Annotated in this window: 12 protein-coding genes; 3 read left to right on the top strand and 9 right to left on the bottom strand. The window is 64.7% G+C overall.

The window, feature by feature from the left end:
- Positions 1-8: 8 nt before the first annotated feature.
- From FOM02_RS24885 to FOM02_RS24875, 3 genes are read right to left on the bottom strand one after another with little or no spacing between them, the layout of a single operon-like run.
- Positions 9-1,067, bottom strand: coding sequence for an ABC transporter permease (locus FOM02_RS24885; RefSeq protein ID WP_027558700.1), 1,059 nt, complete (start codon positions 1,065-1,067; stop codon positions 9-11).
- Positions 1,064-2,590: a sugar ABC transporter ATP-binding protein gene (locus FOM02_RS24880; protein WP_027558699.1), complete on the bottom strand. Its 1,527-nt coding sequence runs from the start codon at positions 2,588-2,590 to the stop codon at positions 1,064-1,066. The genes FOM02_RS24885 and FOM02_RS24880 overlap by 4 nt, the downstream gene beginning before the upstream one ends.
- Before the next feature lie 60 nt (positions 2,591-2,650).
- On the bottom strand, positions 2,651-3,613 hold the full coding sequence (locus tag FOM02_RS24875; RefSeq protein WP_084334242.1) for a sugar-binding protein: 963 nt from the start codon (positions 3,611-3,613) through the stop codon (positions 2,651-2,653).
- Positions 3,614-3,870: 257 nt separating this feature from the next.
- Here FOM02_RS24875 and FOM02_RS24870 point away from each other — a divergent pair, with 257 nt between their 5' ends.
- A complete protein-coding gene (locus tag FOM02_RS24870) occupies positions 3,871-5,136 on the top strand; it encodes an ROK family protein (RefSeq protein WP_265440062.1) in 1,266 nt (421 codons plus the stop codon).
- A gap of 69 nt (positions 5,137-5,205) precedes the next feature.
- Here the strand turns inward: FOM02_RS24870 and FOM02_RS24865 are convergent, their stop codons facing one another.
- The 6 genes from FOM02_RS24865 to FOM02_RS24840 all read right to left on the bottom strand — a co-directional run bounded on the left by FOM02_RS24865 (position 5,206) and on the right by FOM02_RS24840 (position 11,384).
- Positions 5,206-5,955, bottom strand: a complete 750-nt coding sequence (locus FOM02_RS24865; protein ID WP_027558696.1) for a phosphorylase — start codon at positions 5,953-5,955, stop codon at positions 5,206-5,208.
- A complete protein-coding gene (shc, locus tag FOM02_RS24860; protein ID WP_027558695.1) occupies positions 5,952-7,919 on the bottom strand; it encodes a squalene--hopene cyclase in 1,968 nt (655 codons plus the stop codon). Before shc ends, FOM02_RS24865 begins: the two co-directional genes overlap by 4 nt.
- A 64-nt stretch (positions 7,920-7,983) precedes the next feature.
- The gene (hpnE, locus tag FOM02_RS24855; RefSeq protein ID WP_027558694.1) at positions 7,984-9,240 is read right to left on the bottom strand and encodes a hydroxysqualene dehydroxylase HpnE; all 1,257 of its coding nucleotides are present in this window, start codon (positions 9,238-9,240) and stop codon (positions 7,984-7,986) included.
- Positions 9,240-10,079: a presqualene diphosphate synthase HpnD gene (gene hpnD / locus FOM02_RS24850; protein ID WP_027558693.1), complete on the bottom strand. Its 840-nt coding sequence runs from the start codon at positions 10,077-10,079 to the stop codon at positions 9,240-9,242. The genes hpnE and hpnD overlap by 1 nt, the downstream gene beginning before the upstream one ends.
- Positions 10,069-10,953, bottom strand: coding sequence for a squalene synthase HpnC (gene hpnC, locus FOM02_RS24845; RefSeq protein WP_027558692.1), 885 nt, complete (start codon positions 10,951-10,953; stop codon positions 10,069-10,071). Before hpnC ends, hpnD begins: the two co-directional genes overlap by 11 nt.
- 191 nt (positions 10,954-11,144) lie before the next feature.
- The gene (locus FOM02_RS24840; protein ID WP_027558691.1) at positions 11,145-11,384 is read right to left on the bottom strand and encodes a hypothetical protein; all 240 of its coding nucleotides are present in this window, start codon (positions 11,382-11,384) and stop codon (positions 11,145-11,147) included.
- A gap of 458 nt (positions 11,385-11,842) precedes the next feature.
- Here FOM02_RS24840 and FOM02_RS24835 point away from each other — a divergent pair, with 458 nt between their 5' ends.
- Both FOM02_RS24835 and FOM02_RS24830 read left to right on the top strand, forming a co-directional pair.
- The gene (locus FOM02_RS24835; RefSeq protein WP_027558690.1) at positions 11,843-12,340 is read left to right on the top strand and encodes a hypothetical protein; all 498 of its coding nucleotides are present in this window, start codon (positions 11,843-11,845) and stop codon (positions 12,338-12,340) included.
- A 90-nt stretch (positions 12,341-12,430) separates the two neighbouring features.
- On the top strand, positions 12,431-13,264 hold the full coding sequence (locus FOM02_RS24830) for a hypothetical protein (protein WP_265440061.1): 834 nt from the start codon (positions 12,431-12,433) through the stop codon (positions 13,262-13,264).
- The last annotated feature ends 18 nt before the right edge of the window (positions 13,265-13,282 follow it).

The following is a 13,282-nucleotide window of genomic DNA, read 5'->3' as shown; positions in this document are numbered from 1 at the left end:
TGGATCCGTCATGCCTGGTCGCCCGTTCTTGCCGGCAGCGCGTCCACGCCGCGCGGTGCTGCGCCCTGCTGTCCTTCAAATGCCGATCTCGGCGCCGTGCGGGCGAGGCCGGCCAGCGCCATCTTGCGCCGCCGTCGGGCCTGCAACTGATGATCCGCCAACACGCCGATCAAAATCACCGTCCCCATCACCGCAAAGTTCAGGGAATTGGGAATGCCCAGGATATTCACGAGGTTCTGCAGCACCTGCAGCAGCGCGGTCCCCAGCACGATACCGAGGATGGAGCCCTCGCCGCCGCGCAGGCTGCACCCGCCGAGGACGGCAGCCGCGATCGCGTAGAGCTCATAGAAATTGCCGAAGGAGCTCGGCGACACCGAGTTCGTGTAGAACACGAACAAGACTGTTGAAACTCCGGCGAGCCCGCCGCTGATGATATAGGCGGTCGCGATCACGATATTCGTGTTGATGCCCGAGAAGCGCGCCGCTTCCTCGTTCTTGCCGACGGCATAGAGCCAGCGCCCGTAGACCGAGCGGTGCAGCAGCACGCCGAGGACGAGCGCAAGGATGATCAGAAGGATAAAGGTGTTCGGGATGCCCGCGACATTGCCCGAGGCAATGCTGCTCAGCGTCCCGGCCTCGTCGCCGTAGCCGAAGCCGCGTGTCGAGTCGCTGGTGTAGTAACGGGCGGCGCCGCGGTAGATCAGCAACCCGCACAGCGTCACGATGAAGGGCTGCATCTTCAACCGGGTGACGAGGAAGCCCTGAATTCCTCCCAGCGCCAGCCCGCCCAGCAACACGGCCAGCAGCGCCAAGGGCCAGGGAACCTGATACGTCGTCAGAAGGTCGATGAATATGACGCCGAGCAGCGCGAACATCGAGCCAAGCGAGAGGTCGATGCCGCCGGTGATGATCACCAGCCCCTCGCCAAGCGCGAACACACCGAACAGGCCGATCAGATTGGCCATGTTCAGCAAGTTCACCAGCGATAGGAAGGCCGGATTGATCGCGCCCGTGACGGCGGAAATCACCAGCAGCAGCAGGCCCAGGCCGAGTTCTTTCTTGTTCATGGCGCGGCCGCTTCCATGGTGTCCGGCGCCTGGCCGATTGCAAGCTGCAACACGTTGTATTCGCTGAACTGCGGGCGCTCCAGCACGCCGCTGACGCGCCCTTCATGCATCACCGCAATCCGGTCGGAGACGCCAATGACCTCCTCCATGTCGGAAGAAATCATCACGATCGCGACGCCCTGGTCGGCGAGCTCGCGCATCAGCGCGTAGATCTCGCTCTTGGCGCCGACATCGACGCCACGGGTCGGCTCGTCGAAGAACATCACGCGCGGCTGCATCGAAAGCCACTTGCCCAGCACGACCTTTTGCTGGTTGCCGCCGGAGAGCGTCACGGCCTCCATATCGATGCTCGGCACCTTGATGGAGAGGCGCCTCACCTGCTCTTTCGCGACCTTGCGCTCGGCCGGGCCACTGACCAGCCACATCCGCGCATAATTCAGCAGGCTGGCTAGCGTCACGTTCTCCCGGATCGGCAGCTCCAGCACGAGCCCGGATTTCTTGCGATCCTCCGGCATCAGATAGATGCCTTGCCTGATCGCGTCCCGCGGCGATGCGACATCGACCGGCGCGTTGTCGATCCTGATCTCGCCGCCCAGCAGCGGATCAATGCCGAAAGCCGCGCGGGCCAGGGAGGTGCGACCGGCGCCCACGAGCCCTGCCAGTCCGAGGATCTCGCCATGCCGCACGGAAAGATCGATCTGCCGGTCGGGAAAGGCCGATGTCACGAGGCCGACGATGTCGCAGCCGCCCGGCTGCGGCGACTGCTTCGGCGGCGTATGCAGCGCTTTCAGGTCGCGACCGATCATCAGCCGGATCATTGCGGCGTGGCTCAGCCTGTCCCGCGCCAGCTCTCCCACCGTTCGTCCGTCGCGGAGCACCACGACGCGGTCGGCGCAGGTCATGATCTCGCTGAGCCGGTGAGAGATGTAGATCACCGAGATGCCGTGCGCCTTCAGATCGGCAATCACCTCCAGCAGCCGTTCAGTCTCCGAAATCGTCAGGCTGGAGGTCGGCTCGTCCATGATGATCACGCGGGCGTCGATCGAGAGCGCCTTGGCGATCTCCACCAGCTGACGCTCGGCGATCGACAGGTTGTCGACGAGCGTGTCAGGGGTGAAATCGGCGCCCAGCCGCTCCAGCAGCGGCGTCACGCGGGCGCGCATCTCCGCGCTATCCACCAGCTTCAGCGGACCGCCGACAAGCCTCTCGCGTCCAATGAAGACGTTCGCGGCGACGTCGAGATTTTCGAAAAGGTTCAGCTCCTGATGCACGAAGGCGATGCCGGCCTGCGTCGCTTCGTTCACGGTCATGCGGACGTGCTCGGTGCCGCCGATGCGGATCACGCCCTTGCTCGGCGCGATCACGCCACCCAGCACGCGCATCAGCGTCGACTTGCCGGCGCCGTTCTCGCCGATCAGACCCAACACCTCGCCGCGGTACACACGCAGGCTGACATCGTCGAGGGCCATGACCCCGGGATAGGACTTGCTGATCCCGGCGAGTTCGAACAGGATTTCCGCCATTCATCTCCTCCCGCACGACGCCCGACGGCCGTGCCGCCGGGCGTCGAAAGGCGCTGAAAGTCACTTCTTCAGCAGGCCCTTCAGATTTGCGGTGAACTCCGCGACGTTGGATTTGCTGATCACTTGGGTCGGCACGATCAGCTTGCTGTCAGCCGGAATCCAGGACTTGTCGCCGTTCAGCGTCTTGATGATGTTGGTGGCGGAGAGGTATCCGAACTCGTACGGTTGCTGCACGACAGTGGATTCGATTGTGCCGTCGGATATTCCCCGCAGCGTGCGCTGGTCCTCGTCGAATCCGACGATCTTCACCTTGCCGGCCTTGCCCGCCGCCTTGACCGCGTCATAGATCAGCGGTGTCTCGTAGCTCCAGAGGCCGGACAACAGCGCAATGTCGGGATATTTGACGAGCACGTTCTCCATGTTCGCCTTGGCCTTGGCGAAGTCGACCTGGTCGGTGAACACGTCGACCAGCTCGACCTTGGTGCCGGCGATCGCTTCCTTGATGCCTTGCACCCGCTCGCGGGCATTGTCCGCGTCCATCGTGCCGACGAACAGCGCGATCTTGCCGCCGTTCGGCAGCGCCTTCTTGATCTCTTCGCCTGCTTGCCGCCCGGCCGCGACGTTGTCGGTGCCGATATAGGCGAGACGATTGCTCTGCGGCGCGTCGCTGTCGGTCGTGATCAACACGGTCTTGGCCGCAACCTTGTTGAGCTGTTCGGTCGCGTGCGGCGCATCGTCGACCGAGATGGAGATGCCGGCGACGCCGCGCACCAAGAGGTCGTCGAGCTCGCGCCGCTGGCCCGCCGCCGTGCCTTCGTTGGTGACGATCAATTCGATGTTGTATTCCGGGTGCTCCTTCTGCGCCTTTTCGAGCCCGCGGCCGGCGATGGTCCAGAAGTCGGCTGCAACGTTGGTGACCAGCGCGATGGTCTTCTTCTGCTGGGCCTGCGCCACACCCGTCGCCATCGCGAGCGCCGCGGTCGCAAGCAACGGCACTAGCAATTTCTTCATCGATCCGTTCATGTTTCAGCTCCCTTTGGCCACCCCGGATGAGGGGCTTCAGACGCTTTTGCGCCTTATTTTCTTTACGAAGCGAAGAAATGTCGCAGAGCAAAAACATCGAAATTGGGATGTACTGCCCCCTTCTTCACGCGGAAATAGTACATGAGGCATGACATTAGTAAATATGACTCTCCATCGTCACCCATTAGCTGTGTTTTTTCGATCACACTACCCTTTCACTCATTCATTAACTTCACTTAATGAATTAAAGAGGCAGCATGGTTGACCAAATTGAGCAGCCGAGACGAATTTCCAGCACCGCCCGCGGCTCGAATCGCGGCCGCCTCGTCGAGGTCTTGCGACGTCAGGGGCCGTTGCCGCGTGTGGAGCTCGCCCGAAGCACGGGATTGAGCTTCGCCGCCGTTTCCGGCCTGACGTCGAGACTGATCGCGGAAGAGTTGCTGTGCGAGACCGAGACGGCGGCGACCTCATGGTCCGACGACACGGACGAAGACGATGCAGAGGGGCTGAACGGCCGCCGCCGCGGCCGGCCGGCCGTGCTGCTGACCCTGAACCCGGAGTTCGGCCGCATCATCGCGGTCTCGCTCCGCATGAATCTGATTGAAACACTGATCGCGGATTTCAGCGGCTCCGGCCTGGCGCAATCGCGGCTCGAAATCGCGACGCGGGCTCTCGATCCGGGCGCGCTGTGCGATCTGGTGATAACGCAGATCGATGCGATGCTTGAGGCGACGGCCACGCCGCGCCATCGCCTGTTGGGAATCGGGATTGCCCTGCAGGGGATCGTGAACGCGGACACCGGCCGGCATCTGTGGAGTCCGGCGCTCTCCGTCACCGATGTCGATCTGGTGAAGCCGGTGCGCGAGGCCTTCAACGCCGAAGTCGTGATGGCGAATGACGCTGTCGCCGTTGCGCTCGCCCTCACCGCCGCGGAGCCGCCACTGGCGCAGGGCCTCTCGGCCACGATCATGGTCGGCCACGGCGTCGGCATGGGCGTCGTTGTCGACGGCGAAGCGCGCTGGGCGCCGGCGCCGGCAGCGACGATTGGCCATATCAAACTGGGATCGAACGGGCCGCAATGCCGCTGCGGCCAGCGCGGCTGTATCGAGGCCCATCTGGCCGACTATGCGCTCTACCGCGACGCCCGCACATTTCTCGACCTGCCGCCGGCGGCGGCGCAACAGCCTTCCGAGGCGCAGATGGCCCTCCTGCGCGAGCGAGCGCGGGGCGGCGATCCCCGTCTCGAGCACGTATTTCAGCAGGCGGGCCGCGCGCTTGCCGAGGCGGTCGCGGCAACGATATCCGTGCTGCGCCCACACCATGTGATCCTGGCGGGACCCGGGCTGCAGGCATTTGACATGATGCGCCGCGCCTATGAGGAGCGGCTCGAGCAAGCGGTGCTGCCATGGCTGCTCAAGTCCACGGCGATCTATCTGCGTCCCAGCGAGTCGGCAGCAATTGTCGAGGGCATGATGCGGCGGACGCTGTGGGTCGTGGACCGGAACCACGTGGCGACCGAGTGAGCATGCACCAAAACGCAAAAGGCCCGGTCACCAATGGTGGCCGGGCTTTTGTTTTATCGCATCAGGAGGTCAGGCCGCCTTGGACACCAGGACCTCGCTCTCGATGAGCTCCGTCCCGATCAAATAGTCGCGGCAGCCGCGAAGTGAGCGCAGCGCGCGGTTGAAGTCGATGCCGGTCGAGACCAGCGCATGCAGCGTCGTGGGGTTGCGCACGATGCCGCGCAGCACGGCCGGAAGGTCGATCTGGCCGTTCGGCTTGATCGCGGCGCGGGCGATCGCGGGCAGCGCACGGTGGGCGGGATCGCTGATGACGCGGACCGCGGCAAAGGGCAGCCCGGCCTCGGCGGCATAGGCGGCCGCGATGTGGCTTTCCATGTCGACGGCCGCAGCCCCGGTCTCGGAATGCAGCGCCGCCTTGCAGGACCGTTTCGTGACCACCTCCTCGGCGCCGGCGAGGCTGCCGCGCACCACGCGGCGGCGGCCCGACGTCAGGCGGTCGATCAGGTCGTCGCCGAGCGACAGGCCAGCCGCCCAGCGGGTATCGCCGGACAGCACCTCGGTCGCCAGCACGACGTCACCGGAGCGCAGCGTCGGGTCGAGCCCGCCGGCCACGCCGAACGAGATCACACCGCGAATCGTATCAGGATCGACCACCGTCAGCAGCGCTCGGAGCTGGCTGGGGCTGCTGGACGAGCAGATCACAGCCATTCCAGGCCCGGCCGCGATACGGGCCTCCTGAACCAGTCCAGTCACGATCAAGATCGGCCGCGGATCAATGGCATTGCCCGCGGTAAAATAGTCCCCCGTCCCCAAAGTCACATTCCGACCCCTACCACCCTGCTGTTGGTGTTCCGCAAGTTCCGATACCGCGCCAGCGCCCACAGCGGAAAGAACTTTGGGTAACCATGATAACGTAGATAGAACACGCGGGGGAAGCCCGTGGCGGTGTACCGCTGCTCGTCCCACAGTCCTTTTTTGTTCTGTGTTGCAATCAGGTACTCCACCCCGCGGGCGACGGCCGGGTGATCAACCTCGCCTGCCGCCATCAGGCCAAGCAAGGCCCATGCCGTTTGCGAGGCGGTCGAGGGGGCGGTTTCCCAGCCCTTGTAGTCCAGGCGGTAGCTGACGGCGTCCTCGCCCCAGCCGCCATCCTTGTTCTGGATCGAGGCCAGCCAGGCGGCAGCCTTCCGCATCATGGGGTCCTTGTGGTCGACGCCGGCCATGTTGAGGGCGCAGAGCACGGACCAGGTTCCATAGATGAAGTTCATGCCCCAGCGACCGTACCAGGAACCCTCCGGGTGCTGGGTCTTGCGGAGATAGGCCACGCCGTCGGCGACGTGCTTGCTGGTCTTCTCGGTCTCGCCGAGCTGGGCCAGCATCGAGATGCAGCGCGCGGTGACGTCCTCGGTCGGCGGATCGAGCAGCGCGCCGTGGTCCGAGAACGGGATGTTGTTCAGGTAATATTCGAGGTTGTTGACGTCGAAGGCGGCCCAGCCGCCATCGTCGCTCTGCATGCCCTCGATCCATTCCCGGCCGCGGGCGATCGCCGCGTCGTAACCGGTCGCACCGTGCTCCCGGCGCATGCGGTCCATCGACATCACCACCACGGCGGTGTCGTCGAGATCAGGATAATGGGCGTTGTTGTACTGGAAGGCCCAGCCGCCCGGACGCACGTCGGGCCGCTTCACCGCCCAGTCGCCCTTCACCTCGAGCTCCTGCTTCGGGATCAGCCAGTCGAGGCCCTGCTTGGCCGCAGGCACCGCCTTGTCGCCGCCGGCTTCCAGCAGCGCATGCGCGGTCAGCGTCGTGTCCCACACCGGCGAGACGCAGGGCTGGCAGTAGGCTTCGTCGTCGCGGATCACCAGCAGCTTGTCGATGCCCCGGCGCGTCACCGCACGCGGCGGATAGTTCTCGTCCTTGCCGAGCGCGTCGTACATCATGACGATGTTGGCCATGGGCGGATAGATCGCGCCCATGCCGTCCTCGCCGTTCAGCCGCTCCTCGGTGAAAGCGAGCGCCGCATCGATCGCGCGCTGGCGCAGGCTCTTCGGAAACATCGGTTCGATGACGCGCAGGATCGCATCGAGCGAACGGAACAGCAGGAACCACGCCATGCTCTGATGCGGCGCCTTCGCCGTCATGCCGATCGAACGCGGATCCTGCAAGAACAGCTCGTCGATGCCGACGCCCTTCGGATTCTTCGCGCGCGGCTTGAGCGCAGCGATCACCATCAGCGGCACCATGGTGGTGCGCGCCCAGTAGGAGATCTTGTTGAGGTGGAACGGCGACCAGAACGGCAGCAGCACGATCTCGATCGGCAGCACCGGCACCGCGCGCCAGGTCACGACCCCGAACGTCGCGAGCAGAAAGCGTGTGAAGACGTTGCTATGGATCGCACCGCCGCGGGCATGGATCGCCTCGCGCGCACGCACCATATGCGGGCTATCTGTGGAATCGCCGATCATCTTCAGCGCGAAGTACGCCTTCACGCTGGCGCTCATGTCGAACTCGCCTTCATGCACCAGCGGCCAGCCGCCATGGGCGCCCTGGACGCGGCGCAGATAATTGCCGATCTTGGCCTCGAGCGCGGTGTCGACGGGCTCTGCGAGATAATGGCGCAGCAGGATGTACTCGGCCGGAATCGTGCAGTCGGCCTCGAGCTCGAACACCCAATGGCCGTCGGACTGCTGGAAGCCGAGGACGCCCTGCGTCGCCGACGCAATGCTCGATTCCAACACCCTCGATTCCACCGCCTCGCGGCGGGTCGCGTTCAAGGAATCCATGTCGCTCGATTGCTCCGATAGTCGATTGAAAGTGACCGGGACATTCGCCCGTCAGGGCCGCTTTTCAGGATCCTTTGGCGGCCAGCACCAGATCGGCGGCGCGATCACCCGACCGGACCGATCCCTCGATGGTTGCAGGCAACCCCGTAGCAGTCCAATCGCCGGCAAGGAACAGGTTTTTCAGCGCGGTCGCCGGCCCCGGACGCAGGGCATTCTGGGCCGGCGTCGCCGCAAATGTGGCACGGCGCTCGCGCACGATCTGCCACGGTGGCAGCTCGCCGGACACGCCGGCCGCCTCGCAGACATCGTTCCAGATCGCCTGCGCCAGTTCCTCGCGCGGCATGTCGACCAGACGGTCGCCATTGCTGATGGTCACCGAGAGGCGGTTCGGGAACGCGAACAGCCATTCCACGACGCCGCCGATCACGCCGAGGATCGGCGCCGAACCGGGCGGCGGCTCAAAGCGGAAATGCGCGTTCACGATGGCGCGGAATTCGGTCGGCGTCTTCAGGCCCGGCAGCAGGCTCGCTGCCGCGCGCGGCGGCACCGCCATCACGATGACGTCGCCCGCACCGAGCTGGACCACGTCCTCGCCGCCGAAATTCAATGCGGTCACCTTGCCGTCGCTGCTGACGAACGAACGCAGCTCATGGCCGAGCTGAACGGAGTGGCCACGCTCCTGCAGGAAGTTCACGGCCGGCTCGATCAGCACGGCGCTGAGGCCATCGCGCGCGATCAGCGGGCGGCAGGCCTGCCCGCCCGCAAGCAGCGTCTCGCGCACGATCGCGCCGGCAAGCCCGGCCGAGCCCTCGGGCGGATCGACATTGAGAGCTGCGAGCAGCAGCGGCTGCACCAGGCGCTGATAGAGGATGCCTTCGCAAGGAATCGACTTGCCGACCAGCGTGTCTTCCGAGGCCCAGATCAGCGGCGCCAGCTTCAGATAATCGGTGAGCCCGGTGTCGGGCACGCGGCGGCTTTCGTCGAGCACCCAGGTCGGCAGCCGGCCGTTGCCGAGATCGATCTGCCAGCGCTGGCCGGTCTTGATGTCGACGAAGGGAAACTGCGCGCTGTCGGGGCCGACGAGACCCGCTTCGGTGCCGATCGAACGCGCATAGGCGCGCGCATGGCCGTTGCCTGACAGCAGCAGGTGATTGCCATTGTCGATGGTGAGATTGGTGGCGCCGTCGAAATAGGAGCGGCAGCGGCCGCCGGCCTGATGCGTCGCCTCGTGCACGGCGACCTTGAAGCCGGCATTGGCGAGCCGCACGGCGGCAGAGAGGCCGGAAATTCCGGCGCCGATGATGTGAGCTGTCATTTGCATCAGATGAAAGCGTAACGGAGCAGGATCAGGATGCGTGTGACCTTCGACACACGCACCGGCTCGCGCGGCGCGTTGAAACCGCGCGCGATCAGGAGGTCCAGAATGGAATGGTAGTACTTCGACATGATCCGCGGCGCGCGCACGGCGCGGCGCTTGTTGCGGTTCATGATCTCGTCCGACTTCTCGAAATGCGCCTTCGCGCGCTGCGTCAGCGGTGCGCAGACCTTCGGCAATGCGCGCTCGGCGATCACGCGGTTCGGATCGTTGGAGGTGATGCCGGCATGCAGCAGCGCCTCGCGCGGCAGATAGAGCCGGCCAAGACCTGCGTCCTCGTCGATGTCGCGCAGGATGTTGGTGAGCTGGAGCGCGCGCCCGAGATGGTACGCGAGCAGGATGCCATCCTCTTCCGGCAGGCCGAACACGCGCACCGACAATCGACCGACAGCGCTCGCGACGCGATCGCAATAGAGATCGAGCGTTGCCATGTCAGGCGCGCGGATGTCCTGCGGCACGTCCATCTCCATGCCGTCGACGATGGCGAGGAAATCCTCGCGCTTCAGGCCGAAGGTCTTCACCGAGGCGACGTAGTCCTTCAGCCGCGGCGGCGGATTGCCCTGATAGAGCGCATCGATGTCGTTGCGCCACTCCTGAAGCGCGGCGAGACGCTCGTCGCGCGGGCCGTCGGAATCGGCGATGTCGTCGACCTGGCGGCAGAAGCTGTAGATCTGGAACATCGCTTCGCGCTGGTCATGCGGCAGGATGCGCATCGCGGCATAGAACGAGCTGCCGGATGCGGTCGAGCCATAACTGGCGCCGGGCGTGGCCGCCTCAAGCGTCATGTGCAGTCCCCGGTCTGGAAATGGCCTTGCGCCCGATCGCGCGGCGGCCGACTTCGCCGATCATGCCGGCGAGGCTGAAGGTGAGCAGCTCGAACTTGTTCAGATGCACGCGCTCGCGCAGGGGATCGCGGACCTTGAGCAGGCGCACGATGCGATCTGCATAGGCCTGGATCACCGCGACGTCGACACCGAGGCGGAAATCCCGGATCTCCGCAGCTAGCGACCTGCCCTCGTCGAGCAGGGCCTCGTTGCGCGCGGCAAGCGACTGAAGGCAGGCCAGCATCGCCGGCGGCGACTGCGCCAGCCCAAGCTGCTCCACGGAAGCACCGCTCGCCGCCAGCGCGTCGCGCGGCAGATAGACGCGGTTGAGCTCGCGGAAATCCTTGCCGCAATCCTGCAGGTGGTTGTTGATCTGAAGGCCAGCACAGAGCGCATCCGACGCAGCCCAGGTCGAGGTACTCTCGCCATGAACGTCGAGCATGAAGCGGCCGACCGGCATCGCCGAATAGCGGCAATAGTGGATCACCTCGTCCCAGGTCTCGTAGCGCAGCTTGGTCACGTCCATGCGGAACGCGATCAGCACGTCGAGCGCGTGCCGCGGCGTCATGCCGCGCTCGGCCAGCGCACGCCGCAGCGTGACGGCCTCGGCCTGGGTGTCGCCTTTGCCGAGCAGTTCCGCCTCGAGCAGGTCGAGATAAGCGAGCTTCTGGTCGGGGGGCAGCGTGGCGTGGTCTGCGATGTCGTCGGCGGTGCGGACGAAATTGTAATAGGCCAGGATCAGGGCGCGATGACGCGGATGAATGATCCAGGACGCGACGGGAAAATTCTCGTCGCGGTCACCCTTGCCGGATCGCAATTCGCTCGCAGAGGTCATCGAGGGCTGGTTTACAATCGTTTGGACAGGAAGAGCTTTTTCGCTCGCGCGGGCTCGTGCCGGCGATGCCGCCGCGGCCCCCATATAGGGGAATACGGCCGCAAAACCAATCCTGTCTCTCGATGGCAGCCCTTCCGGATCCGGCCTGAAAAGGCGGCTCCGCGGCCGCCTTTGTGGGCCAGTGGCCGAGCTTACTGGTTATGGTTCTTCAGGACCTGGTCGCAGGCCTGCGAGATCTTGGCCCGGTTCTCCTTGAGGCAGGCCAGGATGGTGAAATCGCCCTGGTCGATGACCGGACGGCAGAACTTCTGCACGTCGCGCGTGCAGGCCTTTTGCTCGGCGTCCGTGCCGCGCCCACCTTGCTGCTGGGCGAATGCTGCCGTCGAAAGAGATGCGGACACCAGGGTGAGAGCGACGAGAAGCTTACGCATTGTATTCCTTCATTCTGACGGCAGAATCGCACCGATCCCGGACAGCACAGGGCGGACGGCCGGAACGGATTGTTCTGATGGCAAGTCGCCGCGGAAGTAGCGGCCTCGGAGAAGGCACAAGCACTGGCAAATGCGGCCAAATTGGCGCCACCCTGCCAAATCAGGTCTTCCCTGCGCTTTCATTGGCAGATGTAAGAGATTGATACTACGTCATAATTCAGAGGCGTCGCGTTTTGCTTGGCACCTGTTGCACACCTGCATCTCTCCGCCCGGCCATTTCGGCCAGAAACACGCGGAAACACGGGGAATTGCGATATCGGGGGCGGCGCAAGCCGTCGTGAACCACCATCTCTGGCGGCCAAGCTTTGAACCTGACACGGGCTCAAGGCACTAAACTTTCGATGTGGCGAGACGTTCTTAATCGTAAGTGAACGTCGTTCCAAAACGGGATATTTGAGATGAAATTCTTTGGGCGATCTGGACTGGCAATCAAGGCGGCCGGCATCGGGGCTGCGCTGCTCTTCTCAGTTACGGCAAGCCACGCTCAGTCGTCCGGACCCTTTGCCGGTTTCGACGGCGCGTGGACCGGCACCGGCACGGTGTCGCTGTCAGACGGCTCCACCGAGCGCATCCGCTGCAAGGCAGACTACAAGGTCGCCGGCAGCGGCCTCGCGCTCAAGCAGGCCCTGCACTGCGCCTCCGACAGCTACAAGTTCGACCTCACCAGCGATGTCACGAGCCAGGGCGAGCGGATCTCCGGCAACTGGAGCGAGTCCAACCGCAACATCTTCGGCAATCTGCAAGGCACCGCCGGCGGCGGCCAGATCGACGTCTTCGTCGAGGCCAACGGCTTCGCCGCCAATCTGTCGCTGCGCACCAACGGCACCAAGCAGACGGTACAGATCTCCTCGAAGGGCGAGATCCGCGGCGTCAACATCACGATGACGAAGGGCTGATCCCTTCCCGATCGATGTGGAACACGCCCCCGGTTCTCGCGAGCCGGGGGCTTTTTGCTGACGTGAACGTGTTCTGACGGGCTTGCTGAGATGGACCCAGTTCGCAGACATCTGCTCAAGGCGATCGGGCTGTTCGCAGCTACCCGCGCGTTCGCCGATGACCAGCGAGGACCGAACATGCAGCCGTCGCCCGTGAAGCCGCGTCACGTGCTCTGCTTTCTTGGCAAGGACGATAACCTGCTGCATCCGCCGAAGGCGGTGGCAAAGACGATCGCCGATTTCAATTTCGAGATCGACCGCACCTATTCGCAAGCCAAGCCCGACCCGCACATGGAGCGGTCGTTCGGCGTGTGCTGGGACCGGGTCTTCCCGAAAGCATGGTCTGCTGCCGACGAAGCCGCCGTCGCCAACCATAAAGCCGTGCTCTATTTGCTGAGCCCGCCGCTAGAGCAGCAGAAGGCGGTCGCCTATTCGGCGGCGGCCTTGCGCATCGTCGAGGAGATGATCGAGGCCGGCGCCACCGCCGTGAAGGGCGAAAGCGCGGGCGTCGCCCACGGGCTTGTGCGGTGGCGCAATCTCGCTGATCAGGCACGCACGGGCGCAAAGACCAGCCAGGGCCTTGGCATGACGCTCGGCCTCGCCAAGGCCTGTCGCCTTGCCTTCGCCAAGCGCCCGCTCGGCGGCGATCGCTATTACGAGACCGTCGGCTATCACCTCGTCGGCCTGCCGGAGGTCTATGTCGCGAAATCGCGCGGCAACGAGTGGTCCGCGGTGATGCTGATGGAGGAGATCGCCAACGCGATGGCTGAGCACGGCATCGAGGCGACGCTTCGCGATCGCAAGCTCACGATCTCGCGGGAGCAGGACTACGCCGAGGACGACTTCAAGTTCAATCCGTACGGGATCGTCCGCGTAGAGGCGTGAGCGCCGCACGCGGCCCGG

Source organism: Bradyrhizobium sp. SEMIA (assembly GCF_014844175.1).
Taxonomy (GTDB): Bacteria; Pseudomonadota; Alphaproteobacteria; order Rhizobiales; family Xanthobacteraceae; genus Bradyrhizobium; species Bradyrhizobium arachidis.
The sequence above is the reverse complement of the archived record's forward strand: the minus strand, read 5'-3'. Positions and strand labels throughout refer to the sequence as shown.